Genomic DNA, 26,187 nt, shown 5'->3' on the forward strand with positions numbered 1-26,187 from the left:
GAGGAAATCATTCTTTTCTCCATCCTTCAAGAATTGAAGGATGGTTTTTCAGAAATTTGATGTCTGTCACGCTTTTAAAATCGTTTGTCAAACGGTTTCAATCATGATAAAATAAATGTAATTAGAGAAAAGGAGCGATGTGACATGTGGTTGTTTTATTTGGATCAAGTATTTTTAAACAATTAATTGAATCGTTTAAAAACAACTTGTAAATGACAATTCACGGGAACTTTGCTGTTTTTCTATGCTTTTTTAGCATGGACAAAATTCTTGAAGAAGCAGTCTTTCACAGGCTGCTTCTTTTTTGTGTTTCCGTCAAAAGGATGTTCATTTGCACAGAAGGAGTGCAAACAATGGAAACATTAGCAATACAATTAAAAGATATTGAGATTACGTATAACGGAAAAGAAGTATTAACAATCAATGAGCAAGCGATTTATGAGAATGCGCGGATCGGTATCGTCGGAGATAATGGTAGCGGGAAATCGACGTTACTTAAATTGTTGGCTAGAGAAATCATTCCAGAAAAAGGAAGAATAGATCGAAGGGTTGATTTTAAATATTTTGCACAGATCGATACCCTTGATCAGCATCCAGTCGAAGAAATCGATTTTGAGTTACTCAGCCGTTTCCGAGTTCCCAATCAAATGGCTCACTTTAGTGGTGGTGAAGAAACGAAATATCGTTTGGCACAAGTATTATCTACGTATACGACAGGTTTGTTGTTAGATGAACCAACCACTCATTTAGATCAACGAAGCGTACAAATGTTGATTGAAGAACTTCGGTATTATTATGGAACCTTAGTTTTTGTTAGCCATGATCGCTTGTTTCTCAATGAATTAGCTGACAAAATATGGGAAGTATCGGGACATACGATCAAAGAATATACAGGGAATTATGATGATTATCTAAAGCAAAAAGAACAAGAAGTAATTGCTCAAGAAAGAGCGCATGATGACTATTTGAGAGAACGTAAAAAATTAGAAAACAGCATGATCAAAAAAGAGCAACAAGCCAAAAAAATGGCACAATCTTCCAATCAAAAAAGCAGAAGTAATAAAAATAGTCGGAAACCTGATCGTTTGTCAGGAACAAAACAAAAAGAAAGTGGTCAAAAAGGTATAATGAAAGCGGCGAAGTCAATGGAGAAACGTTTAGAAAAATTAACGGCAGTCGCAAGAGTAAAAAAAAAGCATCCGATTGATTTCCCGCAGTCAGAAACAACTGTTTTACACAATAAGTTCCCAGTCGTAGGTGAATCAGTGACGATCCATTACGGTGAAAAAATTCTGCTTGATGAAGTTAACTTTGCCTTCGCACTAGGGGAAAATATCGCGATTATTGGATCGAATGGCAGTGGGAAATCTAGTTTATTACGACACATCTTACAGCAAAAAAATGGAGTGAAGCTTAGTCCCAAAGTTACTTTTGCTGTCTATGAGCAAATGGATTATCACTATATTGTAGATATGACTGTCCTACAGTATTTGATGCGTCAGACCGAATATCCAGAAAGTTTGATTCGAAGTATGCTACACCATTTAAGCTTTTCACCGGAGGCTATCCAACAATCAGTTTGTTCGTTAAGTGGAGGAGAAGCTACACGGCTGTCACTAGCAACCTTGTTTGCTAAGCCTTCCAACGTATTGATTCTAGATGAACCGACTAATTTTATTGATCTGCGGACAATGAATGCGCTAGAGTATTTTTTGAAACAATATCATGGAACTGTTTTGTTTACTTCGCATGATCCCTATTTTGTTCAACAAGTGGCAGATCAAGTCTATGAAATAAAGGATCGAAAACTGATTCGACGAGATTGAATCAGCGTAAAACGAGTTTACTGTTGTTGCTAAGCGAGCGTCAAAGGGAGTGCCAAAAATAGGTAACTGAAATAAGCAGTGAAATCCGGAAATCGTTTTTCCTATTTTTGGATTTCGCTGTTTATTTTTGTAAGAATTTATTTCTGGCGAGTTACCTTTTTTATTTTAATTTTAATACACGCATGCGCCACTGACTTTGTTCGGTCCATCGAAATGGAAAAAGCACGAGTCAAATTGCGCTGAAGTGTGATAGCGTTTCCAAGGAAAAGTCATTATAGTTGAAATGGGGGGACAGGAATGATCAATTACCGCTTGAGTTATCTGTTTGAGGAAACGAACAGACAAAAATTGATAAAACTGACGAACTTGGAGGAAGAGACTCTAAAAATAGAATTAACAAAAATCAATCATTTTTGTGAAAAAAAGTTAGGGCAAAAAATAAACATTTCTGGAGAGGAGGTACGGGTTCCGGAGGTGATTCGGCGACGATGGTCTGAAGTCCTCTTTGAAGTGTCAAAACAGGAACTGTATTTTTCGGAAGAGGAAAGACAAGCCATGATCTATCTTCTTGCCTTTTCGATGGTTGATGACTTATCTGTTTATTATTTTCAAGAATTATTCAATGTAAGTAAGAATACAGTTTTAAAAGATGTCAGAAATTTAAGAATGAAACTTCAAGAAGAAGACATTCGCCTGATTTATTCTAGAAAAAAAGGCTTCTACATAGATGGCGCTGAACTTGATGTTCGCCGCTTAGCTTATTCAACTGTAGGAGTACTAACAGACACCAAGAACGGCCACTGGTTACTTTTTGAGGGGATCTATGGCATTTCTAGAACGAATTATGTTGTGGTGAGAGACCGCCTGCTTCGTATTTTAGAGGAATTTGATTTAATCATCGTTCCTAGTCGTTTTGAGGAAATGTTGTATTTTATTAGTTTTTTATTGTCACGGATCACAAAAAAAGCAGTTTTTCTAACTGAAAAAGACAAAGAGATGCTGACCTCTTTGAATGTCTATCAAGCAAGCAAAAAATTTTTAATAGATTTTGGTCAAATCAAAAATCAAGTAGAAGAAGAATGTTATTTGGCTGTGCTGTTAAAGACTGTCTTACAAGGCGATATCGAGGATCATTCTGTAGAATTTTTATTGGAATGTGCAAGAGAGGTCATCCATGAGATGGAACGTTTATCCGCTGTCCGTTTTGTGGACTATCGGAAATTATTGATGAATTTCTTTTATCATCTTGTTCCCGCTTATTTTCGTATCCGCTATCGATTCACATTGAATAATGTGTTGATCGATGAAATCAAAACCCAATATCGAGAATTATTTGAATTGACTCGTTTAGCGCTTTATCCGCTCAAACAATTAGTTGGCGAGATTCCTGATACAGAAATTGGTTATTTTACGATTTTATTTGGTGGAGAGATCAGAAAACAAAAAGAGCGACATGATTACCAAAGATTAAAGGCGATGATCGTCTGTCCTAGTGGCATCAGCTCTGGCTTGATCATGGAATCGGAATTACAAGAGCTATTTCCACAAATCGAATTTTTGCCGGCACGATCAACAGAAGAATATCAGATGCTTCGTTTTTCGGAAGACATTGATATGGTGTTTTCCAGTGTCCCACTAAAAACACCGGTGACCAGTTATGTTGTGAAACCCATCATGACTCCTTTAGAAAAAAATGAATTAGTCAAAAAGGTCCAACAAGCATTTTATGTTTCAGGAAGAGGTGTGCATTCGATCGAAGAAATTTTGGAAGTGATTTTTCCATATATTGATTTGAAAGAAGGCATGACGAAGAGGAAACTGCGACAGATTGTCGAGAGAAAAATAAACAAAGAATTGAACAGAAGGGAAGATCAACGGCCGATGTTATCAGAATTATTAACAAAAGAAACCATACAATTTACGGACAAACAACTGACATGGCAAGAAGCCATCACCGAGGCAGCTCAGCCTTTGTTAACGACCAATAAAATCGAAGAAAAGTATGTGGGGGCGATGATCGAAAAGGTCATTGAACATGGGCCCTTTATCCATATTGGAAAAGGAATTGCTTTACCTCATGCACGACCAGAAGATGGCGTAAAAGAAATTGGGATGTCTTTACTGAAGGTAACTGATCCAGTCTTGTTGAGCGATGATGAAAAGCATCCTATCCAGTTATTTATCTGCCTAGCCGCGGTGGACAACGAGATGCACTTGAAAGCTTTAGCTAGCTTGACGAAAATTTTGTCGAATAAAGAACGTTTAGCGTCATTACTCGAAGCGAAAGATGTAGAAGAAATCATCCATGTGATCAAAGAAGGAGAAGATGAAAAATGAAATTTGCAGCAGTATGTGGTTCAGGATTAGGATCAAGTTTTATGGTGGAGATGAATATCAATTCAGTATTAAGTGATCTAGGGGTAAGTGGAGTGGAAGTTGCTCATTACGATCTAGGAAGTGCAGCACCAGAATTAGCAGATGTCTTTTTTATTGGTAGAGATTTAGCAGATAGCGCACAACATTTAGGTGAGATCGTCGTATTGGAGAGTATCATCGATCTAGATGAATTGAAAGAAAAAGTAGCGGAGACATGTAGACAAAAAGGATTACTATAAAAAATTTTTTGGGGGAGGAAAAATAAATGAATAGTATTTTAGATCTATTGATCGATATTGCGAGTACACCAGCAATCTTAGTGGCATTGATTGCTGTATTGGGGAATATGTTGCAGAAAAAAGATGTGGCAACGACTGTTAAAGGCGGAATCAAGACTTTTGTAGGATTTCTGGTTGTGACAGCTGGTGCAGGAGTCATAGAAAGTTCGTTGGCGCCATTTGGAGAAATGTTCCAAGTCGCATTCAATATGCAAGGAGTTGTTCCTAATAACGAAGCTATCGTAGCGTTAGCTCTAACTACCTATGGAACATATACAGCACTTATTATGTTAGCGGGAATGGCATTCAATATTTTGATTGCGAGAATCACTCGGTACAAATACATTTATTTGACAGGGCATGCAACGTTATACATGGCATGTATGATTGCAGTCATTTTAAGTGTAACAGGCATGAGTACGTTTAGTCTGGTTTTATTCGGTGGGTTAGCGCTAGGCATCTGTAATACGATTTTTCCAGCAATCGCACAACCGTTTACACGTCAAATCACAAAAAATGACTCTGTAGCTTTAGGTCATACAGGGAACTTTGGCTACGCATTGAGTGGTTTGATCGGTAAGTATGTTGGAAATAAAGAAAAATCAACAGAAGACATCAATTTTCCTAAAGGGTTAGCTTTTTTACGTGACTCAACAGTGAGTATCACGATTACGATGGCAATCGTCTATGTGATCGTTGCGTTGTTTGCCGGAAGTGACTATATTACTACCACATTGAGCGATGGCACGAATTATATTATTTATGCTTTACAACAAGCGGGTTCATTTGCCGCAGGTGTTTTTGTGATCTTAGCCGGTGTACGTTTGATTTTAGCTGAAATCGTTCCTGCATTTAAAGGAATCTCTGAAAAATTAGTACCGAATTCGATTCCAGCGTTGGATTGTCCAATCGTGTTCCCTTATGCACCAAATGCCGTATTGATTGGCTTTTTAACAAGTTTTGTTGGTGGATTAGTTAGTTTAGTGATCATGGTCTTTACCGGGACAACAGTGATCATTCCTGGCGTAGTTCCTCATTTCTTCTGTGGCGCGACAGCCGGTGTTTATGGAAATGCCACTGGGGGCGTACGTGGCGCGGTCATCGGTTCCTTTGTCCACGGGATCATCATTAGCTTCATGCCGATCTTGTTGATGCCAGTAATGGGCGATCTTGGGTTCCAAGGTTCGACTTTCTCAGATACAGATTATGGTGTTTCAGGGATCTTTTTAGGAAACTTAGCAAATATGGGCGGACAAATTGCAGTTATTTCTGGTGTGGTCGCTGTACTTGCTGTTTTGATCGGTTTGACACTTTTAAAGAAAAGTAAAAAATCAGATACAGTCGCAGAGTAAGGGGGTATCATTTTGACCATCAAAGAAGAGAAACTAAAAGAACTGGAATTATTAGCAACTAAAATACGATTAGATACATTGATCAGTATCAAACATATGGGGCAAGGGCATTTAGGTGGTTCATTTTCGATCGTTGAGTTGTTAGCCGTCTTATACGGTAAACAGATGAAGATCGATCCTAAAAATCCACAATGGGAAGAACGTGATCGGTTGGTTTTATCTAAAGGACACGCAGGAGCTGGATTATACAGTGCTTTAGCAAATGTTGGTTATTTTGACAAAGAATGGTTACTGACGATCAATGAAGGTGGAACAAGACTGCCTTCTCATCCGGATCGCCAAAAAACACCTGGTGTTGATGCAACTACGGGTTCTTTAGGTCAAGGGACTTCAATAGCTGCGGGGATCGCTACAGGTTTTAAGCACGCTAACAAAGACAACTATGTGTACTTGATCGTGGGAGATGGAGAGTTGAATGAGGGCCAGTGTTGGGAAGCATTCCAATATATCGCCCATTTTAAATTAAATCATTGTATCGTGATCATCGATGATAATAAAAAGCAATTAGATGGAGCCACAAAGGACATCCTTGACCCGTTCGATTTACAGAAAAAAATGGAAGCATTCGGTTTCTATACCTTAAAAGTAAAAGGTTCCGATATACAAGCCATTGATGCTGCAATCAACAAATGTAAAGAAGTAACTGATCAAGCAGTTTGTATTGTACTTGATAGCGTGAAGGGGCAAGGGGTTCCGTATTTTGAAACTTTAGCTGCCAATCATTCCGTGAAATTCAATACGGAACAAGTCAACCAAGCAGCAGATCAAGCAATCCGAACATTAGAAGAAAAAATCGAGAGGATGTGATAAGGGATGTTCCATTTAACTAAATCGACAGCGATCGAAAAAGAATTACGAACTTGTGTCGTGGAAACCATCAATGAATTGATGGAAAAAGACGAGAAAGTCATTGCGTTAGATGCTGATCTAGGTTCTGCAAGTGGTTGGACAGCGATTGGAAAGGAACGCCCTGACCGCTTTATCAATATGGGGATTGCCGAAGCAAATATGGTGGGCGTCGCAGCAGGATTAAGTTTGACGGGGTACACGCCATTTATCCATACTTTTGGTCCATTTGCGACACGCCGGGTATTTGATCAACTGTTTATTTCAGGAGGCTACGGCGGGAATGCCATCAATATTTATGGTTCAGATCCGGGATTTGCCGCAGGGCATAATGGGGGGACTCATACGACTTGGGAGGACGTGGCCTTAATGAAAGCCATCCCTCATTCCGTAGTATGTGATGCGGCAGATGACGTACAAATGGCATGGATCATCAAAGAATTTCATCAAATGTCAGGAATCCATTATGTACGAGGAAATCGTAAAGGCGTCACGCCTGTTTATGAGAAAGGTTCAACATTTGTATTAGGCAAAGGAAATGTTTTGCGTAAAGGGACGGATTATCTGCTGATTGCGGCAGGGCAACTCGTTTCTGAAACATTGCAAGTAGCCGAACAATTGATGGAAGAAGGAATCAGCTGTGAAGTGATCGATATGTTTACCATCAAACCGCTTGATCGAGAGTTGATCCTCAGTGAAGTAATTGGTAAGAAAAAAATCATCACCATTGAGAATCACTCGATCACTGGCGGATTAGGTAGTTCAGTCGCTGAAGTTCTTGCAGAAGAAGGGATTGGCGTTCCGCTGAAACGAATCGGTGTCAATGAACGTTTTGGTCAAGTTGGCACACCAGATTTCTTGCAACAAGAATTTGGGTTGGATATTGAGAGTATTAAAAAGCAAATAATGGAATAAGTCAGCGTGTTGAATACAATTATTTGATAGCGAAAAGGAGTAATGAAGGGTAACCCTTTTTTACTCCTTTTTTGAGTTGATGATCTATTAGTAGTACAATGGATTTGGATAGGATAAATATGTTGTCTTATGTTATAAATGTGAGGAAATGAAGCGTGTTGATTAACGAATAAGGAGATGATCTATGAACATCTACAGCTTTTCTAATTAGAACGAAACATGTACATATATTCTTTAGGATTTGTTATTTAGAGGTAAAATGCTTTCTGGCTAGAGCATAAAAAAATTTTATTGACCGATTATGGAAACAAAAAGAGAAACCCGATCAATAAATATTAGATGGAGGAACAGAAATTGTCGAAATCAATAAAAAATATCCTTATAGTAGGAGTAGGTGTGGCTATGTATTTATTTACTGCATATGTCTATCGCCATGTGAGCGTGTTTGCAGAGCCTTTGGATCAAATGTATCAATCGGATTCTACCATTGTTCAAGGGTTTGCCAATTTGATGATCTTTCTATTATTTACTCCCGCACTAAGAGTCATTAGTCTTCTTATCTGCTTGGTTTTGTTAGTTGTTGTCAATAAAAAAAGAAAGAAGGATCATTCTGCTGTTTAAGGAAGTTAGTCCGGCAGTGTGTATTATTTATAACTTAATAGAAGTAATTAGAGAATTGTAGGTGTTTCAAGTAGCCGACGATTCTCTTTTTTATACAGTTGGCAAACAATATATTTTTATGTTTAATAATAAAAATAAAAAAACATGAAAAAAATCATAGTAAATTTACTTTTTATTGTGCATGAAAGAGCAATAAAGCCTATAAAACAAGCGCTTTTTATTATAATTAACGCACTTATTAAATAAAAAATAAATAGTGTTGTATTACCACTCAAAATAAATTTACTAAATAAAAACATGGCATACTGTGTTCAACAAATCGATTTGTATCAAATAAAAAAAACAAAAAGGGGAACAAAAAATGAAAGTGTTCACAAAATTATTGGTAGGAGCATTTGTAGCAACAACGTTAGGAGTAGTCGGAGGAAGTCAAACAGTCTCGGCAGATTTGGATCAAAACATACCAGGTTCTAATGTTGCGGACGCCTTTAAAAATAAAGTGGTGAGAATTGAAAGTGCAATGGATTTGGGAAGGACGTTAGATTGGGATCAATCTAATCTTGACCAAGTGATCATGTACAATAATACTGGCTCATGGAATCAAAAATGGAATATGTTTTATGATGCTAGTGCAGATACATATACTATCTCAACTGATCCTCACCAGATCAATGGCCATATCAGATCAGCAGAATTGGCTGTATCTGACAAAGCTTTTGACAGTAAAGGAAATCCAAAGATTGCTACGACTGGATTAAAAGTAAATTGGAAACTTTACAGAGTAGGAGATGCTGTGGGTGCTGGTGTTTATGTTTTAAAAAATGCTGAATCAGGTAAAGTATTAGATCTGGAAAATGGTAGCCCGTACGACACGAAAGGCCTAGTCGCACGTGAAGGACAAGGTACTGGAACTGCTAGTCAACGATTTGTTCTTAGAGTAGTGGGCAATCTTTGATCCTTAGCTAGCTGTATTTCATTTAAATCGAAGAAAAACGAAAAAAGACATAAAACAAAAAGGGGAATAAAAAATGAAAGTGTTCACAAAATTAATGGTAGGAGCGTTTGTAGTAACGACATTAGGAGTAGTAGGAAGAAGTCAGACTGTCTCGGCAGGCATAGAAGAAAATATACCAGGATCTAATGTTGCTAACTACTTTAACAACAAAGTTGTAAAGATTCAAAGTGAAATGAATAGAGGAATGGTATTGGATTGGGATCAAAGTAATTTAGACCAAGTGATTATGTATAATAGTGCTAACTCATGGAATCAAAAATGGAATATGTTTTATAATTTTGCTACTGAGACGTACACTCTCTCAACTGATCCTCATCAGTTCAGCGGGTTTATCAAATCAGCATCCTTATCTGTATCTGAAAAATCTTTTGATAGCAAAGGAAATCCAAGAATTGCAACGACAGGTCTAAATTCAAATTGGCGATTGTATAAAGTAGGTGTAGATGATCTTTTAGGTGATGGACTTTTTGTATTACAAAATACTGAAACAGGTAAAGTACTGGATATTGAAAATGGGACTCCTTCACAAGGTCAGAAATTAGTTGCTACCGAAGGAGAGGGTCGTGGTACGTCAAGTCAAAGGTTCCGTATTCATATTGTAGGAAATGTTTAACCATATACAATATATTTGATTTGAAAAAATAGTAAAAAAGACATAAAACAGTTTACCTTGTTTTGTGTCTTTTTATTTTGTGTGATACACACATCTATGATTTAATTTGAAAGCAAAGATAAATGGCTATTTCCGGAATGAAGTTGTGGATTCGTTGCTTGCAATGGATGGCTTTCAAACAGCTGATAGCTGTCTTCTTTTCCTTGACAGATCGCCATGATTTGGCGAACACTGTTCATGCCTTCAACTAATACTCCAAAATTTTGTTCACGATTATAATTATAAACAACAGCAGATGGATGTTTCTTTATTCCCATTTCACGGGCCATTTTTTGGTCTGAGAAAAATGCTTCTTTGACAAATTCAGATTGGCGATCTTCTTTGAACATGTTTAGATCTCCAATTTCTGAAAAAATCGATTCAGAAAGCTGTTGAGAATATGGAATTTTTTTACAACTGACCGCTTCTTGTAATCGGCTAAGAAATTGTCTTCCTTTTTTCTTTCCTTGAAAATGCGCAGCTTTGCAATCTAATGCGGCTGAATAAGTAATGGAAAATAGTTTGTTGCGCTCTTCAAGATTAGTTTGAGAAATCCCGTTAGTCTGCATGACATCCCCGATTGTCTGCAAGTTAACTAGTGGAAGAAAACGAAATTGTACTTTGTCTTTCGGCTTCTTTCCATATTCCTCATCAATAAATTGAACGAGCTGTTGCTCTAAATGAAAGCAGTTTTTCCCCAATGGATTAACAAAAAAATAGATTTCGATCATACGAATCTCCCCCAAATTAGATTCTATGCAAATCATGAATAATATTCACAACGTATAACTTACCAGAAAATCCCGAAAAAATGAACTCATGAGCCTTATGAAAATGATAGAGTTCTAATTTTTGGCCTCAAACATTCGTTGGATTTTATTTTTTGAAGGATGATAAGGAATTCCTTGACGTTGAAGGAAGTGCTCAAATGCTACTTTTCCACTGGCAGCATCAGTGACTTCTAATTCTAATTCATAGTCGTGAAGTTGTTTCCCCCAACTTTCGTCAATGGCTAACAAGCCTTCATCAATAGGAAATTCAACACGCTTAGTCGTCAGTTCTCCGATTTTGAACAATTGATTGGAATCGATCGATAGCTCATGAAGTTTTTTTAAAACAGCGCCCGTTCGTGGCAGTGTCTGTTCCTCGATCATTTTAGTGGCTTCTTGGAGCGTATAGGTGTCTGTTGTTTCCAATTTTCCTTCTGTAGCTGGTGTTTTTAATGTGTACTCCGCATAGGTATCTAATAAGCGGATACGTAACCCACAACCACGCTGTCTTAATTGGAAATCAGGCGTGTCATAATAAATATTGGTTTGGATATGGAAGGATTCCGTTGTAAGTTGATAGTGCGAAAGCAAACGCGTGTAATCTTCCTTAGCTAGCAATGTTTTAAATTCGATCTCTAACATTTCAGTCATTGGCTTCGCCCCTTTTCTTTTATTTTGCCTAATTTTTTGTTTTTGGTCAACTTCAAAGACAGAAGGTGCAAAAAAACTATGTTTATATGTTAGAATATCTATGAATGTTAACAAAGTAGAGGTATAGATTATGGAACGAGACTGGGAAGAGTTTTTAGCACCTTACGAACAAACAGTATCAGAATTAAAAGTAAAACTAAGAGGAATACGTAAACAATTTAGAGAACAAAATCGCCATGTCCCAATCGAGTTTGTGACGGGGCGGGTCAAACCGGTAGAAAGCATCGTTACCAAGTCTCAATTGCGTCATATCCCAATGGCGCGTTTAGAGGAAGAAATGTCAGACATTGCTGGGCTAAGAATCATGTGTCAATTTGTAGAAGATATCCATCAGGTGGTTGAGATCATCCGTAACCGAAAAGACATGAAAGTTTTACAAGAGCGAGATTATATCACCAATAAAAAAGCGAGTGGGTATCGCTCGTATCATTTAGTGATCGAATATCCAGTCCAATTGATCAGTGGTGAAAAGAAAATCTTAGCAGAAATTCAAATTCGAACGTTAGCGATGAACTTTTGGGCAACGATCGAACATTCGTTGAATTATAAATATCAAGGTGTATTTCCGGAAGAAATGAGTGAACGATTACAACGTGCAGCTGAAGCCGCGTATCAACTCGATGAAGAAATGTCGAATATCCGTGAAGAAATCCAAGAAGCACAACGGTTATTCTCACATGGCAGAGGCAAATCTGAAGATGCCTATTATCGCTCATTGATCAATCAAGAGAATAAACATGAGGAGGCAAAAGATGAAGGTAGCGATCGTTCATAACAAGGAACCAAAAACATTAGCAGTCACCGAACGATTGAAAAATCTTTTGGCTCAAGCAAATATCAAAATCGACGATCAACAACCAGAGTTAGTGATTTCAGTTGGTGGGGATGGGACGCTATTAGCAGCGTTCCATCAATTTAGCCATGCTTTGAACGATGTGCGTTTTTTAGGCGTCCATACTGGTCATCTAGGCTTTTATACGGACTGGCGGGACTATGAATTAGAAGAACTAGTCGATAGCCTGAAGACTAATCGTGAACAAAGTGTCAGCTACCCGTTGCTGGACGTTCGAATCAGCTATTTAGATGATAAGCCTGATCAACATTTTTTTGCTTTGAACGAATCGACAATCAAGCGATCTAACCGAACGATGGTAGCAGATGTGTATATCAAGAACGAACTATTTGAAAGCTTCCGTGGTGATGGTTTGGCATTGTCTACGCCTACCGGATCGACTGCTTATAATAAGAGTGTTGGTGGGGCTGTGATCCATCCAAGTATCAATGCATTTCAATTAGCAGAGATTGCTTCATTGAATAACCGCGTTTTTCGTACGCTAGGTGCGCCAATGGTCATTGCTCAAGATGAATGGGTAGAAATTCGTTTAGAGAATACCGCAGATTATTTGGTGACGATCGATCAATTGGACGTTTCAAAAAATAATATACGAGCCATTTATTATCGGATTGCAGAAGAAAGAATCCACTTTGCTTCTTATCGACATATGCATTTTTGGCACCGTGTGAAAGATGCCTTTATTGGTGAGGTTTAGCAATGGAGTTTACATGGATCTATGAAAAAGAGCAAGCGCAACAAGTAAAATATTTTTTAAAAGAAAAAGGGATCTCCAAAGGGCTACTAGCGAAAATCAAGTTTCAAGGCGGCACGATCATGGTCAATGATCAGGTTGAGAACGTCTTGTTTTCTTTGGCTCAAAATGATAAGGTAACCATTGTGATTCCAGCAGAAGGCGAGCATGAAACGGTTCTTTTAGACGAAACACCGATCGAGATCGTTTATGAAGATGAACATCTCTTAGTCGTCAATAAACCAGCTGGAGTATCCTCGATACCGGCACAATACCATCCTAACGGTACGATGGCGAATCGAGTGAAAGCTTATTATAAACAACAAGGCTATGAAAATCAGGTGATCCACGTAGTGACTAGACTAGATCGAGATACTTCAGGATTGATGCTTTTTGCAAAGCATGGTTTTGCTCATGCAAAATTAGACGTACAGCTTCGCGAAAAGAAGTTCGTCAAAAAGTATCAAGCCTTGGTCAGTGGCGATGTGGCTACGTTAAAAGCGCATGGGCAGATCGATTTACCAATTGCTCGTGATATGACATCATTATTAAAACGTAAAGTTTCTTCTACGGGGAAAAGTGCGCAAACGGAATACTGGTTAGAAAACAGATCAGCAGAGATTGCACTCGTTGATATCCAATTGCATACGGGGCGCACGCATCAGATCAGAGTGCATTTTTCTGCGATCGGGTGTCCTCTTTTAGGCGATGACATGTATGGGGGAAGGATGGATCAAGACATAGTTAGACAGGCTTTGCATTGTTATGACTTACGGTTCTATCATCCGTTTACAGAAAAATTATTAGAATTCAAACAGCCTTTAGCAAAAGATATGGCAACAATAGTGAAACGATTTGAAGATTAAGGTGAGGTGAGATTGGTTTGGACGAAAATCAAGAATTAGAGGAAAGATTTGCCCAGTTAGCTCAAGATCTAAGAGAAAACAATATTCAGGATTTTAGAAATAACTTCTTGGAGATGCATATCTATGAACAGGGGCAATTCTATCAATCCCTTAAGGAAGCAGATCGTCAACAGATTTATACCTATCTTTCGCCAAAGGAATTGGCGGACATGTTCGATGTCATTGAAGAAGACAACGAATATATGAAGGAATATTTAGCAGAAATGCGTCCTAGTTATGCCGCGGAAATGCTCTCAGAGATGTATACCGATAACGCGGTCGATTTGTTGAATACATTAGATAAGAAACAAGTGGCGAAATATCTTAGCTTGATGACAGCAGAAGATGCGAGTGAGATCAAAGACCTCCTGCATTATGAAGATGAAACGGCTGGGGCGATCATGACGACCGAATTTATCTCGATCGTTGCGAACCAAACCGTTCGTTCGGCGATGTATGTCTTGAAAAATGAAGCAGATGTGGCAGAAACGATCTATTACATTTATGTAGTCAATCAAGATAATCAACTTGTTGGGGTTATCTCGTTGCGTGATTTGATCGTCAATGATGATGATGCGATGATCTCTGATTTGATGAGTGAACGGGTACTGTCTGTTCACGTAGGCGATGACCAAGAAGATGTGGCACAAACTTTCCGTGACTACGACTTTCTTGCGTTGCCTGTCACGGATTATGATGATCATTTATTAGGGATCGTGACTGTCGATGATATCATCGACGTTATCGATGATGAAGCAGCGAGTGACTATTCTGGACTAGCGGGGGTCAACGTCGAAGAAATCAATGAGAATCCAGTAAAATCAGCTTCTCGCCGCTTACCTTGGTTGATCACTTTATTATTTTTAGGTATGTCAACTGCCTCTTTGATCAGTCATTATGAAGAATTGGTCAGTGAAGCAAGTATTTTAGCTGTCTTTATTTCTCTGATCACAGGGACGGCTGGAAACGCCGGTACACAATCGTTAGCGGTCGCTGTACGTCGCCTAGCGATTTCAGATGAAAAAGATCAGGGCTTTGTTCGGTTGATCGTGGCGGAAGTATTGACGGGTTTAGTGACCGGCGCTGTGACTGGCCTAACGATCTTCTTGATCGTAGGATTTTGGAAACAGAACTTTATTCTAGGCTTTGTTATCGGTATTGCGATGCTGTTTGCAATCACAGTGGCAAATCTTGCGGGAAGTTTGATCCCAATGCTGATGGATCGTTTAGGCTTTGACCCTGCTGTTGCCAGTGGGCCATTTATTACGACCTTGAGTGACTTGACTAGTGTATTGATCTATTTCAATATCGCTTCGTTGTTTATGGGGTATTTTATGTAAGAAAATAGAGCTAAAATAGTGTCTGGGACATTAGTCCTCTTGTACCACCTAAAACCGAATAAACGGCGGGAACAGAAGTAACCTCTTCGAAAAATAAGGCGCCATCCACAAAAATTTGAAGAACAATTTTCGTGGATGGCGCCTTATTTTTCGAGGCTGAACACTTCTGTCCCGACCTCTTATTTTTTGTTTATTCAGATAAAGGAACGATTTTGGTGCCGTGGACTTCGTGGACTTCTAAAGCATCAGCAACTACTTGTGCATTTTCTGAAGTGATACCACCACCAGGTAAAATGATGATTCGTCCGTCTGCATGAGTGATCAACTGTTTTAAGTGTGCAAAATTATCTTCGATGTTTGTACCGGCAACACCACCATGTGTCAAGATACGATGAACGCCATGTTCAACCAACCAATCGATGGCTTCGTATTGACGTTCTTGAGGAATCGCATCAAACGCCATGTGGAAAGTGATCTGTAAGCCTTCTGCGGAGTCGATCAAGACTTCCAGTGCTTCTTCATCTAACCATCCAGAAGGAGTCAAGCAACCGATCACTACACCGTCAGTGCCTAGTTTTTTGGCTTCAATCAAGTCAGTGTGCATGATTTTCAATTCGATATCATTATAAACAAAATCGCCACCACGTGGTCGAATGATCGTCATGACAGGAACACTTTTTTCATTAGCGTAGCTCAATACTTCTTCAATGACACCAGTACTTGGTGTCGTGCCACCTACTGCTAGGTTGTCACATAATTCGATCCGATTGGCTCCATTTGCGATGGCTAACGGGATCGATGTATAATTCTCCGCACAAAATTCTTTGATCATATTCTTGCTCCTTTATTATGTCTACTTTTGTTGAAATTATACCATAGTTTTTACAGTTGCTAAAGCGCTCTTCAAACGGTAAGATGAAGGGGATAGCATGATAGGCAACATCGGATAACGAATGTTTTTAAAGAAAGTTTTTTATCTTTATATGACTATCTCACTACGTATTTTAAAGGAATGAATAATCACTATGTTAAAAAAAATAGACCAGAGTCGACTATTTTTATCAGAGAATGCCCAAATGTTCCGTTGCCCGTTATGTCAAGCATCCTTTTTATCGACCACGAATGGGCTTATTTGCCAAAAGAATCATCGTTTTGATTTATCTAAAAAGGGAACGTTGTATTTTTTATCTCACGCAATCAAAACCGAATATGATCAAGGTATGTTTGCTCCAAGAAGACGAATGATCCAATCAGGTATGTATCAACCATTGATCGAACAGTTAGCTAAGCATCTACCAAGTGATGCGACCGTCCTAGATGTCGGTTGTGGAGAAGGGAGCTTTTTGGCGGCCATCGATCAATTACAACCACTAAAACAAGCAATTGGCTTTGATATCGCGAAAGAAGGTGTCTACGCAGCCACTGAACAGCCGATGCAAGCATTTTGGTGTGTCGCGGATTTAACGAATTTGCCTTTTGCGGATCAACAATTTTCGACGATATTGAATATTTTCTCGCCTTCTCACTATCAAGAGTTTCAGCGAGTACTTACAGATGACGGCATGGTATTAAAAGTCGTTCCACAATCAGGCTATTTAAAAGAATTACGCCAAGCTTTTTATCCAGATCAGCCAGAAAAACATCATTATTCTAACGAACGTGTTGTTGACAAATTCATGGAATCAATGGCGTCAGTGGAACGTCAACGTGTGACGTATGAATTTACGATTCCTGAAGGAAATCGCCGTGATCTCTTGGCAATGTCGCCATTGGAATGGCAAGTAGCAAAAGAAATAAAAGAGGCTCTGATGGAAGAACCCCTTAGAAAAATTACAATTGACGTAGAATTGTTAAAAGGAAATAAGAGAAAACGATTCCAATAAGAATATTATAGAGTTAAGGTTGCAAAAAGCGTTTAATGGTGATATAGTAGCAACAAGTTGTTTTTTCATTGGTTTTTATCAGGTTCCTGTTCTGATAAAAGATAGTGAAAAGAGCTTCACTAACGTAACGACTCGCAGTGACTGACACCGAGTTGATACGTTTTTTTTTATGCAAAAATCAAGATTTAGTCTAAAATGGATTTCACATATACATGAGAGGATGAATAGTATGAACCACATCGTTTTATTTGAACCTTTGATTCCAGCAAACACAGGAAACATTGCACGAACATGTGCAGCGACCAACACACCGTTACACTTGATCGAACCATTAGGATTTTCAACAGATGATAAACAGCTGAAACGAGCGGGGCTTGATTATTGGCATGATGTGGATATCACGTATCATGCAGATCTACCAGCATTTATGGCTTACTTAGGCGATAGAAAGTTACATTTGATCTCCAAATTTGCGAATAAAGTATACAGTGATGAAAACTTTGCAGATGGCGAAGAGCATTTCTTTTTGTTTGGGAAAGAAACAACTGGATTACCGGAACCCTTTATGCGCGAGCATGAAGAAAAATGCTTACGTATCCCCATGAATGATACACACGTCCGCTCATTGAATCTATCGAATACAGCAGCAATGATCGTGTATGAAGCGTTGCGTCAACAAGGTTTCCCAAATTTAGAGTTAACACATCATTACGAAAATGATAAGCTAGACTAAAGGTTGTGAAGAGAAGTGATGCTCCTATAAGAAAGCGAAGTTGAGAAAATAGTTTTTCTTGTTGCTCAACCTTCGTTTTGATAGAGTAGGAGCTTCCTTTTTCACGCTCTTGATCAAGGGTGTGGATGAAATACGTGGATATTGCTGATCGAAAACAAGACTACATAAAGGATCGCACAGTTTTTTACAATCGATTTTTAGCGATATGCAATTGGCGAAAGCCTCTATTTTTTAGAAACAAGCTTTTCTACACGGTCCAACGGGAAAATCCTATATGATAGTATATATACAAGTACGGAGTGAGGGGTCTAACATCTATGGAACTATACTTTACAAGACATGGTAAAACGGAATGGAATCTTGAAAGACGTTTTCAAGGAAGCCAGGGAGACTCGCCGTTGTTACCTCAAAGTTATGAGGAAATCAAAGCATTCGGCCAAATGGTCAAGTCTGTTCCTTTTGAAGCTATTTATTGCAGTACGGCAAAACGTGCAAGAGATACAGCAAAAGGGATCAATCAAGAATTGGACCATCCGACAGAAATCATTTATACAGATAAATTAAGAGAATTAGGTTTAGGAAAACTGGAAGGACAGTCGATCGAAGAGATGTACAAAAAGTTTCCAGAGAACTTACCTCATTTACGAAATCATTTAGATAAATATGATCCAACACCTTTTGAAGGAGAGCCGATCACCGAAGCAATCACGCGGATCGAAGCAGTTGTTGCGGATGCAGTCTGTCAACATCAAGGGCCTATTCTATTTGTAGGGCATGGTGCCTCTTTAACTGCTGCGATCCAGTGGATGACTGGTAAAGAATTAAGTCAGTTACGAGAAATGGGCGGTTTATTCAATAGTAGCTTGACGATTTTAGAAACAGGAGAACCAAACAATCTGTTACCATATGACCTTAAAGTATGGAATCAGGTGGATTTTTTAGGTAATGGACAGCCAGAGCCTTTACTATAAATAAAGGAGGCGGCCTCGATGGAGCCAGAAGAAATGCCTTATTTTGTCGGCACAGTTGCCGCTATCTTTTTTCAAAATCCTAGTAATTTTTATAAAGTATTGCTCATTCAAGTCAGTGAAACAAGTGTTGATTATCGGGAAAAAGAAATTGTCGCGACTGGTAGTTTTGGCGATATCCAAGAGAACGAAGTGTATCGTTTTTATGGTGAGCTAGTAGATCATCCCAAATATGGCAGACAGTTAAAGGTAGAGCGTTACGAACAGGAAAAGCCGACGACAGCCAACGGGATCGTCAACTACCTATCAAGTGACAAGTTTCCCGGTATCGGAAAAAAAACCGCAGAGAAAATCGTGGAACTGCTTGGTGAAGATGCGATTGAAAAAATCATCGAAGATCCTGCGCAATTGCAACAGATTTCAGGTTTAACGAAGCCAAAAAGAGAAATGATTGCTGAAACGATCCGTTTGAATCATGGAATGGATCAAGTGATCATGGGGTTGAACCGTTACGGATTTGGGAGTCAATTAGCCTTTAGTATCTATCAAGCTTACAAAAATGAAGCGTTGGATATCATTCAAGAAAATCCTTACCAATTAGTCGAAGAGATTGAAGGAATCGGCTTTAAACGTGCAGATAACTTAGCTGAACAAATCGGCATTGCTGCTGACTCGCCACGACGCATCAGAGCAGCGATCTTGCACCAGATTTTCCAACAGGCGATCCAAACCGGTGATACCTATGTGCCTGCTGAATCTTTATTGCAGCAGACGATCAAAATCTTGGAATCAAGTCGTCCAATCGAAATCGAACCGGATCAAGTAGCGACTGTCATTATTCAGTTAGTGGAAGAGGGAAAGATCCAACAGGAAGAAACGAATCTATATGAAAATAGTTTGTATTTTTCTGAATGGGGGATTGGCAATTCGATCCAACGCTTGTTGAGTCGAAAAAAGGAAATCAAGTACGAACCAAAAGAAATTAAAAAGAATATTCGACGAATTGAGAAAATGTTTGGTATCCAGTATGGGGATTCACAAGAAGAAGCGATTTCTGAAGCGATTCGCTCACCACTATTTATCTTGACTGGTGGTCCAGGAACTGGAAAAACTACAGTGATCAATGGCATCGTTCATCTGTTTGCAGAGTTAAACGGCTTAGATCTTGATCCGACGAAATATACACAAGAGATTTTTCCGATCCTCTTAGCTGCACCCACAGGACGGGCTGCTAAACGGATGAATGAAACGACTGGCTTGCCAGCTAGTACGATCCACCGACTTTTAGGTTTGAATGGTCGTGAGAAAACCCCGTCAATCAGTACAAAGGAATTAGACGGTGGCTTATTGATCGTCGATGAAATGTCGATGGTTGATACATGGTTGGCCAATACACTGTTCAAGGCGATTCCTACGAATATGCAAGTGATCTTAGTAGGGGACAAGGATCAGCTACCATCAGTAGGTCCTGGGCAAGTCTTGCATGATCTATTAGAAATCGATCAAATCCCTAAAATCGAATTGAATCAGATCTATCGTCAAGGCGATGGCTCAAGTATCATTCCTTTGGCTCATGAGATCAAAGAAGGAAGATTGCCAGCAGATTTTACGAAAAATCAAAAGGATCGCTCTTTCTTTGCAAGTGATGCGTATCAAATCGAACCATTGATTTCTAAAATCGTGGAAAAGGCGAAAAACAAAGGATTTACTGCACAAGATATTCAGGTGTTGGCACCGATGTATCGCGGTGCAGCTGGTATCGATGCCTTGAATAAAATGATGCAAAATATTTTCAATCCAGGTGGTGGGAATCGGAAAGAAGTTCACTGGAATGATACAGTTTATCGAATTGGGGATAAAGTACTCCATTTGGTCAATACGCCAGAATTAAATGTGTTCAATGGTGACATGGGGGTAATCACGGGAATTGTTTTAGCAAAAGATTCAGAAGATAAAGTGGACGAACTCGTCATCCAATTTGATGCCAATGAAGTGAGTTACAAACGAAATGAATGGAATAAGATCACCCTGTCTTATTGTTGCTCGATCCATAAATCCCAAGGTAGCGAGTTTAAAATGGTGATTTTGCCTATGGTCCATCAATACCAACGAATGCTCCAACGGAATCTGTTGTATACAGCGGTTACTCGTAGTAAGGAATTATTGATTTTGTTAGGGGAAGAACAAGCATATTTGACATGTGCAAAAAACGAATCCGCAGTTCGATTGACGACACTGAAGAAGCGGATCGAAGACAATGAAATGACTCTTAATCTGCGTACGAAATTAGCCGCCTATGAAGATTCCTTGACAGGTGATGATCCATTTGAAGAAGGAACGTATTCGGCAGCCATTGAACAAGTATCTGCGCCAACAAAACAAATAGAGCACCGGAAAGAGGAAACCGGCCAAGCGCAGGAAGTTTCGCTTTTTGCCATCGAAGAAGAAAAAAATGAAGTGAAAGAAGCTGAAACGCCAAAATCACCTGATAATTACATTCTCACAACCGAAGCTGTGGAACAGCAATGGATTGATCCAATGATTGGTATGGAGAACATCCGACCATAAACAGGCAACATCAGTTGGAAGTGTGAAGTATCAGCCCAGAAAAGACACCCGAAACGCTAACGTTTCGGGTGTCTTTTCATTGGAAAGGTAGACGCTCCATCTGAAAAACCTCCACAGATCAAGAGGTTGACTCTTCATCCCTCATTACTATTTTTTCACACCACAATAACTGTGTTTTATTTGTTAGTTGTAAATCAAACGATTGTTTTTCTAAATCTTCCCCATCTTCTTGACCATATTGGGGGATAGTAGAAACAATTCTAAGTTTGCTTGCTGTATAGTGATGGAAATACTTCGAGTGCATTTGCTTCTTCTGTAATAATAAAAGAAGCAACCAAGCAATTTTAAATAAATTTACTCGTTCGACAACCACGAAGTCGATCGTTGGTTTGGTTACATCTGCAGTAGGAACAATCGACACGCCTCCACCGAAATAGGGATGATTAGTCGCCGTACACAGAAAGGTCTTTTTAAAATTCACACGTTTCCCACCAATATCTACAAGAATCGGAAAGCCTTTTTGTGAGAAAAGAACATACAGTAAAGAAAAAATGTAAGAAAGCGAGCCTAAATTATACTTATTCAATCGTTTTTTTGCATTGGAATGATTCGTAGCATGAACGATTGCTGCATCTAAACCAATCCCAAAATTATTGAGTGCCAGACCTTCGCGATCGTTTACTTTTTCTTCATAATGCAACACATTTATTTTTTGTGGTTCTTTGGTTGCTAAAATCGTTTCTAAAGCTTTTTCTGGATCTCTACTTAACCCAATCCCACGAGCAAAGTCATTGCCTGAACCGGCTGGTATGAAGCCGACAGGAAAAGATACACATAAATGATGAAACGTATTCAGAACCTGATGAAGTGTACCATCTCCTCCAATGACGATGAGAAGTGGGTACCATCCGATAGTATCAGCATCGATATCCTCTTCCCATTCAATGAGGGTATCTTCGGCTAAATGTTCCGCTATAAGGGCATCGTGCCCTTTGTATTCACTATAGTGAACCGTATAGGAAAGTTTCTTTTTATCCAAAATTGGTAAAATCTTATCCGCTGTTTTCTTTCCGTTTCCGCTACCAGCAGCTTGGTTGATTAATAGGTGATAATGAAAATTCATTTTTTCCTCCTGGAATGCACCAAAGTATCGAATACTTGAGTTGAGAAAACAAGTCTTGTCGGGCTCCTTCATGAGTTCTCATTGGCATACGATAGCAAGGCGACATAGTCAAAAGGAGAGCAAGCAGTGTCAGATTTAATCAACAGCTGTGAATACTTGTGGTTTTAGTCATGTAAATAGATTAACGATGCTTCACTAAATCGTCTCACCATAAGTAAGCCGTGATTGTTTAATAGAATCAACCAGTGAAGGGTCAACAAAGCATCTCATCATTATTGTCAAAAGAATTACAATCTTGGTTATTATAGCAGAGGTTTGGGGAAATGAAAAAGAAGTTAAGTTAGAAAATACAATAAAGAACAAACGAAAAAACGTAGGTAAAAGATAGAAACAAAGAATTGTCAGGGAAGTATTAGTCAACATTGACACTCATTTTTTTGATAAGAAGAGTGCGATTCCTTTATCTATCAAGCCTCAATCTCTCAACGATGCTGTTCAATAAGGTCTTGCGATAACTAATCGAGGTGTCTTGCTTATTTTTACTTCTTTTATTTTTTATAACAATCTTTTCAGGTGAAGGTAAAAATGCTGAAATGCTGGGGTGGAGGGAAGGTTGTAATCTATAATTGTTATGTTATAATACGCCTTGCGGTTCGTCGACCATCCCGCATTAACAAAACTAGGAGAAATGAGGAATAGAATATGGAGAGAACAAAGAGTAGGCAACGACTGATGGTAGTTGTTGTCAATGGGCTGATCATGGCCTTGTATCTAGCGTTAACGATTTTGGTAGCACCTGTATCTTCAGGACCAATCCAATTTCGTATTTCAGAAAGTTTGAATCATTTAGTTGTATTCAATCGAAAATTATTATGGGGTGTCTTAGGTGGCGTGATCGTTTATAATGCCATTTATGGTTTTGGTGTCATGGATGTGATCTTTGGTGGTGGTCAAACACTACTTGCATTAGGACTAACTGCACTTATCCAAAATAAAGTGAAAAATGTCAAAGTGCGCTTAGCATTAAATACAGCGTTCTTTACAATTAGTATGTTTATGATTGCTTATATGTTAGTACCAACTGGCGGACAAGCGTTTTGGACAACCTATGGTACACTTGCGTTAAGTGAATTTATCGTGATGGCTGTTTCTGCGCCATTGATGTATTATCTAGACCAAGCAGTGAAATTCAACGATCGTGTATGATTGTTTTTAATAGAGTAAAAAAGCCAGGAATTCCAAAAGTCTTAAATGATTTTGGGATTTCTGGCTTTTTTTAATATGATTTTTTCTAAATGATTAGTAAATATCAACCACTAAACAGGTTTTTATTTATTAGCATCTTGTAAATTTTCAATTTCGATCACTTTGTAATTTTTCTTTTCTAAGTGATTAACGATCGAATCACAGACACTTTTTTCTGTATGGGCTGGTAGAGTGATCAAGGTACGACGGATGTATTCATCTTTTTCGATGTCCAAAGTGATACAACTAGCAATGCTACTATATTTTGCGATGATCTTTGAAATCGCCGCTAAGTCACCTTGTTTACCTGTCGAAGCAATCGTCAAGACGTAGCTTCCTTGTTCTACGCTCCAAGACTGAGACAACATACCAAGTAAGGTACTGTGTGTCAAAATCCCATAGAAATGATTTTGGCTATCAAGTACAGCAATGTATGGAAGCTCTTTGATCGTAAAGAATACTTTAAAGAAAGAAGTATCTAAATAAATGAATTTTGTTGCGTTTTTCAATAGATGAGTGACTGGTAAAGTCATATCGCCGCCATTTGCTTTGTGACGATAGATGTGCATTTTATAAATATTCCCACGGAAAATATTCCCGGAAGTATCAAGAATCGGTACACAACGGTAACCGGATGTTTCTAAAATTTCTAGTGCTTCTTCCAAGTTGCTTGTCTCAGAGACGGTAGTCAAATCTTTTTTCTTGTAAACAAGAGTTTTTAATAGCATAGTCATACCTCCAGATTGTTCATTTTTAAAATCCTTTAAGTAATCATATCATAACTAAAATAAAAACAGTAGAGCGTATGATCACTAATTGACATAAAATAATTTACATGATAATGTAGTATGGTATAAATTTGGTTTTCAGTGAGGAGGGGAAACGGATGGCAAAGAAAAAAGCGGCATTAGCATGTTCCGTTTGTGGTTCTCGAAACTATACTAAGTCGATTAGTGAAGGAAAAAGCGGCGAGCGTTTGGAAATCAACAAATTTTGTAAATATTGTAATCAATACACATTACATAAAGAGACAAAATAACAAGAAGGAGGCTTACGATGAAATTTCTTAAAAGTGTAAAAGATGAAATGAAACAAGTGACTTGGTCAAGTAAAAAACAATTACGTAAAGATACACTAGTCGTTATCGAAACATCGATCATCTTCGGACTAATGTTTTTCGTGATGGATACAGCGATCCAAAGTCTGTTTGCATGGATCTTGAAATAATTCAATAAGTTTATCTAAATAAAAGGCGAGCTATCCATGATTATCAATCAATTGGAAGCTCTATTTTTTTTTTATATCACTTAGTTATTAAAATAAAAGATGTGGCAATAGAAAGAATTTATTGTGAATAATTTAACAAACAACTAATCCATTAATTGATAAGTAAGGAGGGAACGATGGAAGTTCATGAATTATTAAAAAAAATGCGTGTGGATAGAGGCCTCTCTCAAAAAAAATTAGCCCATGGAATTGTTTCGCGGGAAACGTTAGCTAAATATGAGAATGGGAAAAATCATTTACCATTGTTAGTCTTTTTAGAATTATTAGAACGATTGAATATGACGATCGATGAATTCATGTTTTATCTTGATGGAGATAAAGTATCTCAAAAAAATTTGAGTTTGAAGAAAATGTTCCGGAATCTAGAAAAAAATAGTGGTGCAATCAATTATCAATTAAAAAAACTAGCCCAAGAAGTAGAATACTCAGATGATTTAGTCGTCATAAGAAATTATCTTGCTGTCAAAACTTATAAGTGGTATGAGGAAATCGATGGTGTAAAAAAATTAAATAAAAAAGATACTAACTATCTGAAAAGATTATCTGATTATTTAGAGAAAATCGATGAGTGGGGAAGATTTGAAATGACGACCTTTGCTACTCTCCTCTATTTATTTGAAACAAGTTACATCAAACAGCGATTAAAAGAAGTAGAAAAAAATGTGATGAAAAATGGAGAGTTTGAGATCTTCCATTCCATATTATCAGGTATTTATAATAATGTGTTTTTACTGATGATTGAAAGAGAAGAGCTAAAATTAGCTAAGTATTATTTGGAAAAACTATTTGAGACTCGACGTAGAATTATTTTTCAGCGAGAAACTGAAATATATCATCGGTTTTATCAACTTTTACTTGCGCACATCGAAGGAGAGGCTGTCAGTAAAAAAATAAAGGATTATATTATGGGATTAGAATTGATTGGAGCGAGCAAGTTGAAGAATGAACTTTTAGCTGATTTACATAGATTTGAAACACAATACGAGATCGAACATATTTTTAATATATTAGATAAAAATTTTTAGAAGTAAACATAAACCGAAAAGTTTGTGATATGCTCCCTATAAAGTAGACAAGGAAAAAAACAAAATTCCAAATCTACTTTATAAGGAGTTTTTTGTATGTCT

General features: G+C 38.1%; 26 protein-coding genes. 21 read left to right on the plus strand and 5 right to left on the minus strand.

The features are described from left to right. Positions 1 to 353: 353 nt before the first annotated feature. The 9 genes from abc-f to I2F89_RS10775 all read left to right on the plus strand — a co-directional run bounded on the left by abc-f (position 354) and on the right by I2F89_RS10775 (position 9,902). Positions 354 to 1,826 carry a ribosomal protection-like ABC-F family protein gene (gene abc-f, locus I2F89_RS10735; protein WP_195514312.1) on the plus strand — a complete coding sequence of 491 codons (1,473 nt, stop codon included), beginning with the start codon at positions 354 to 356 and terminating at the stop codon, positions 1,824 to 1,826. A 297-nt stretch (positions 1,827 to 2,123) separates the two neighbouring features. After that, positions 2,124 to 4,163 carry a BglG family transcription antiterminator gene (locus tag I2F89_RS10740; protein WP_195514313.1) on the plus strand — a complete coding sequence of 680 codons (2,040 nt, stop codon included), beginning with the start codon at positions 2,124 to 2,126 and terminating at the stop codon, positions 4,161 to 4,163. Further along, positions 4,160 to 4,441 carry a PTS sugar transporter subunit IIB gene (locus I2F89_RS10745; protein ID WP_071866475.1) on the plus strand — a complete coding sequence of 94 codons (282 nt, stop codon included), beginning with the start codon at positions 4,160 to 4,162 and terminating at the stop codon, positions 4,439 to 4,441. Before I2F89_RS10740 ends, I2F89_RS10745 begins: the two co-directional genes overlap by 4 nt. 26 nt (positions 4,442 to 4,467) lie before the next feature. Further along, positions 4,468 to 5,832, plus strand: coding sequence for a PTS ascorbate transporter subunit IIC (locus I2F89_RS10750; RefSeq protein WP_071866474.1), 1,365 nt, complete (start codon positions 4,468 to 4,470; stop codon positions 5,830 to 5,832). Positions 5,833 to 5,844: 12 nt separating this feature from the next. Further along, positions 5,845 to 6,699, plus strand: coding sequence for a transketolase (locus I2F89_RS10755; protein ID WP_195514314.1), 855 nt, complete (start codon positions 5,845 to 5,847; stop codon positions 6,697 to 6,699). A gap of 6 nt (positions 6,700 to 6,705) precedes the next feature. Next, positions 6,706 to 7,653: a transketolase family protein gene (locus tag I2F89_RS10760; RefSeq protein ID WP_195514315.1), complete on the plus strand. Its 948-nt coding sequence runs from the start codon at positions 6,706 to 6,708 to the stop codon at positions 7,651 to 7,653. A 354-nt stretch (positions 7,654 to 8,007) separates the two neighbouring features. Next, positions 8,008 to 8,274, plus strand: coding sequence for a hypothetical protein (locus tag I2F89_RS10765; RefSeq protein ID WP_019722328.1), 267 nt, complete (start codon positions 8,008 to 8,010; stop codon positions 8,272 to 8,274). Between the two features lie 361 nt (positions 8,275 to 8,635). Further along, complete coding sequence (locus tag I2F89_RS10770; RefSeq protein WP_195514316.1) at positions 8,636 to 9,229, plus strand: RICIN domain-containing protein; 594 nt, start codon at positions 8,636 to 8,638, stop codon at positions 9,227 to 9,229. 73 nt (positions 9,230 to 9,302) lie between these two features. Continuing rightward, positions 9,303 to 9,902: an RICIN domain-containing protein gene (locus I2F89_RS10775; protein ID WP_115358283.1), complete on the plus strand. Its 600-nt coding sequence runs from the start codon at positions 9,303 to 9,305 to the stop codon at positions 9,900 to 9,902. Positions 9,903 to 10,003: 101 nt separating this feature from the next. Here I2F89_RS10775 and I2F89_RS10780 read toward each other — a convergent pair whose 3' ends face one another. Further along, positions 10,004 to 10,672: a DsbA family protein gene (locus tag I2F89_RS10780; RefSeq protein WP_023520411.1), complete on the minus strand. Its 669-nt coding sequence runs from the start codon at positions 10,670 to 10,672 to the stop codon at positions 10,004 to 10,006. Between the two features lie 114 nt (positions 10,673 to 10,786). After that, positions 10,787 to 11,362, minus strand: a complete 576-nt coding sequence (locus I2F89_RS10785; protein WP_115358282.1) for a CYTH domain-containing protein — start codon at positions 11,360 to 11,362, stop codon at positions 10,787 to 10,789. 130 nt (positions 11,363 to 11,492) lie between these two features. Between I2F89_RS10785 and I2F89_RS10790 the strand changes: the two genes are divergently transcribed. From I2F89_RS10790 to mgtE, 4 genes are read left to right on the plus strand one after another with little or no spacing between them, the layout of a single operon-like run. Next, positions 11,493 to 12,197, plus strand: coding sequence for a GTP pyrophosphokinase (locus I2F89_RS10790; protein WP_019722324.1), 705 nt, complete (start codon positions 11,493 to 11,495; stop codon positions 12,195 to 12,197). Continuing rightward, a complete protein-coding gene (locus tag I2F89_RS10795; RefSeq protein WP_010734258.1) occupies positions 12,175 to 12,972 on the plus strand; it encodes an NAD kinase in 798 nt (265 codons plus the stop codon). The genes I2F89_RS10790 and I2F89_RS10795 overlap by 23 nt, the downstream gene beginning before the upstream one ends. A gap of 2 nt (positions 12,973 to 12,974) precedes the next feature. After that, a complete protein-coding gene (locus tag I2F89_RS10800; RefSeq protein ID WP_074799347.1) occupies positions 12,975 to 13,874 on the plus strand; it encodes an RluA family pseudouridine synthase in 900 nt (299 codons plus the stop codon). Positions 13,875 to 13,891: 17 nt separating this feature from the next. After that, the gene (gene mgtE, locus I2F89_RS10805) at positions 13,892 to 15,253 is read left to right on the plus strand and encodes a magnesium transporter (protein WP_071866467.1); all 1,362 of its coding nucleotides are present in this window, start codon (positions 13,892 to 13,894) and stop codon (positions 15,251 to 15,253) included. Between the two features lie 190 nt (positions 15,254 to 15,443). Here mgtE and I2F89_RS10810 read toward each other — a convergent pair whose 3' ends face one another. Next, positions 15,444 to 16,085: a copper homeostasis protein CutC gene (locus tag I2F89_RS10810; protein WP_071866466.1), complete on the minus strand. Its 642-nt coding sequence runs from the start codon at positions 16,083 to 16,085 to the stop codon at positions 15,444 to 15,446. Between the two features lie 193 nt (positions 16,086 to 16,278). Here I2F89_RS10810 and I2F89_RS10815 point away from each other — a divergent pair, with 193 nt between their 5' ends. The 4 genes from I2F89_RS10815 to I2F89_RS10830 all read left to right on the plus strand — a co-directional run bounded on the left by I2F89_RS10815 (position 16,279) and on the right by I2F89_RS10830 (position 21,405). Continuing rightward, entirely contained in the window at positions 16,279 to 17,136 is an 858-nt protein-coding gene (locus tag I2F89_RS10815; protein WP_195514317.1) for a methyltransferase domain-containing protein, read from the plus strand. A 229-nt stretch (positions 17,137 to 17,365) separates the two neighbouring features. Beyond that, a complete protein-coding gene (locus I2F89_RS10820; RefSeq protein ID WP_010734263.1) occupies positions 17,366 to 17,869 on the plus strand; it encodes a tRNA (cytidine(34)-2'-O)-methyltransferase in 504 nt (167 codons plus the stop codon). Positions 17,870 to 18,186: 317 nt separating this feature from the next. Continuing rightward, complete coding sequence (locus tag I2F89_RS10825; RefSeq protein ID WP_195514318.1) at positions 18,187 to 18,840, plus strand: histidine phosphatase family protein; 654 nt, start codon at positions 18,187 to 18,189, stop codon at positions 18,838 to 18,840. Positions 18,841 to 18,858: 18 nt separating this feature from the next. After that, on the plus strand, positions 18,859 to 21,405 hold the full coding sequence (locus I2F89_RS10830) for an ATP-dependent RecD-like DNA helicase (protein ID WP_071866463.1): 2,547 nt from the start codon (positions 18,859 to 18,861) through the stop codon (positions 21,403 to 21,405). Positions 21,406 to 21,523: 118 nt separating this feature from the next. On the opposite strand, the gene I2F89_RS10835 is transcribed toward I2F89_RS10830, so the two are convergent. Further along, positions 21,524 to 22,528, minus strand: a complete 1,005-nt coding sequence (locus I2F89_RS10835) for a diacylglycerol/lipid kinase family protein (RefSeq protein WP_195514319.1) — start codon at positions 22,526 to 22,528, stop codon at positions 21,524 to 21,526. 702 nt (positions 22,529 to 23,230) lie between these two features. Here I2F89_RS10835 and I2F89_RS10840 point away from each other — a divergent pair. Beyond that, positions 23,231 to 23,734, plus strand: a complete 504-nt coding sequence (locus tag I2F89_RS10840; protein ID WP_065096665.1) for a QueT transporter family protein — start codon at positions 23,231 to 23,233, stop codon at positions 23,732 to 23,734. Between the two features lie 122 nt (positions 23,735 to 23,856). Here I2F89_RS10840 and cbpA read toward each other — a convergent pair whose 3' ends face one another. Next, positions 23,857 to 24,501: a cyclic di-AMP binding protein CbpA gene (cbpA, locus tag I2F89_RS10845; RefSeq protein WP_065096666.1), complete on the minus strand. Its 645-nt coding sequence runs from the start codon at positions 24,499 to 24,501 to the stop codon at positions 23,857 to 23,859. A gap of 158 nt (positions 24,502 to 24,659) precedes the next feature. On the opposite strand from cbpA, the gene rpmG reads away from it, so the two are divergent. The 3 genes from rpmG (at position 24,660) to I2F89_RS10860 (ending at position 26,085) form a co-directional block, all read left to right on the plus strand. After that, on the plus strand, positions 24,660 to 24,812 hold the full coding sequence (gene rpmG, locus I2F89_RS10850; protein WP_005878997.1) for a 50S ribosomal protein L33: 153 nt from the start codon (positions 24,660 to 24,662) through the stop codon (positions 24,810 to 24,812). 17 nt (positions 24,813 to 24,829) lie between these two features. After that, the gene (secE, locus tag I2F89_RS10855; RefSeq protein ID WP_065096667.1) at positions 24,830 to 25,000 is read left to right on the plus strand and encodes a preprotein translocase subunit SecE; all 171 of its coding nucleotides are present in this window, start codon (positions 24,830 to 24,832) and stop codon (positions 24,998 to 25,000) included. Between the two features lie 176 nt (positions 25,001 to 25,176). Beyond that, the gene (locus I2F89_RS10860) at positions 25,177 to 26,085 is read left to right on the plus strand and encodes a helix-turn-helix domain-containing protein (protein ID WP_071866460.1); all 909 of its coding nucleotides are present in this window, start codon (positions 25,177 to 25,179) and stop codon (positions 26,083 to 26,085) included. The last annotated feature ends 102 nt before the right edge of the window (positions 26,086 to 26,187 follow it).

Origin of the sequence: Enterococcus sp. 1001283B150225_161107_E12, assembly GCF_015556925.1 — a bacterium.
Lineage (GTDB): Bacteria > Bacillota > Bacilli > Lactobacillales > Enterococcaceae > Enterococcus_B > Enterococcus_B mundtii.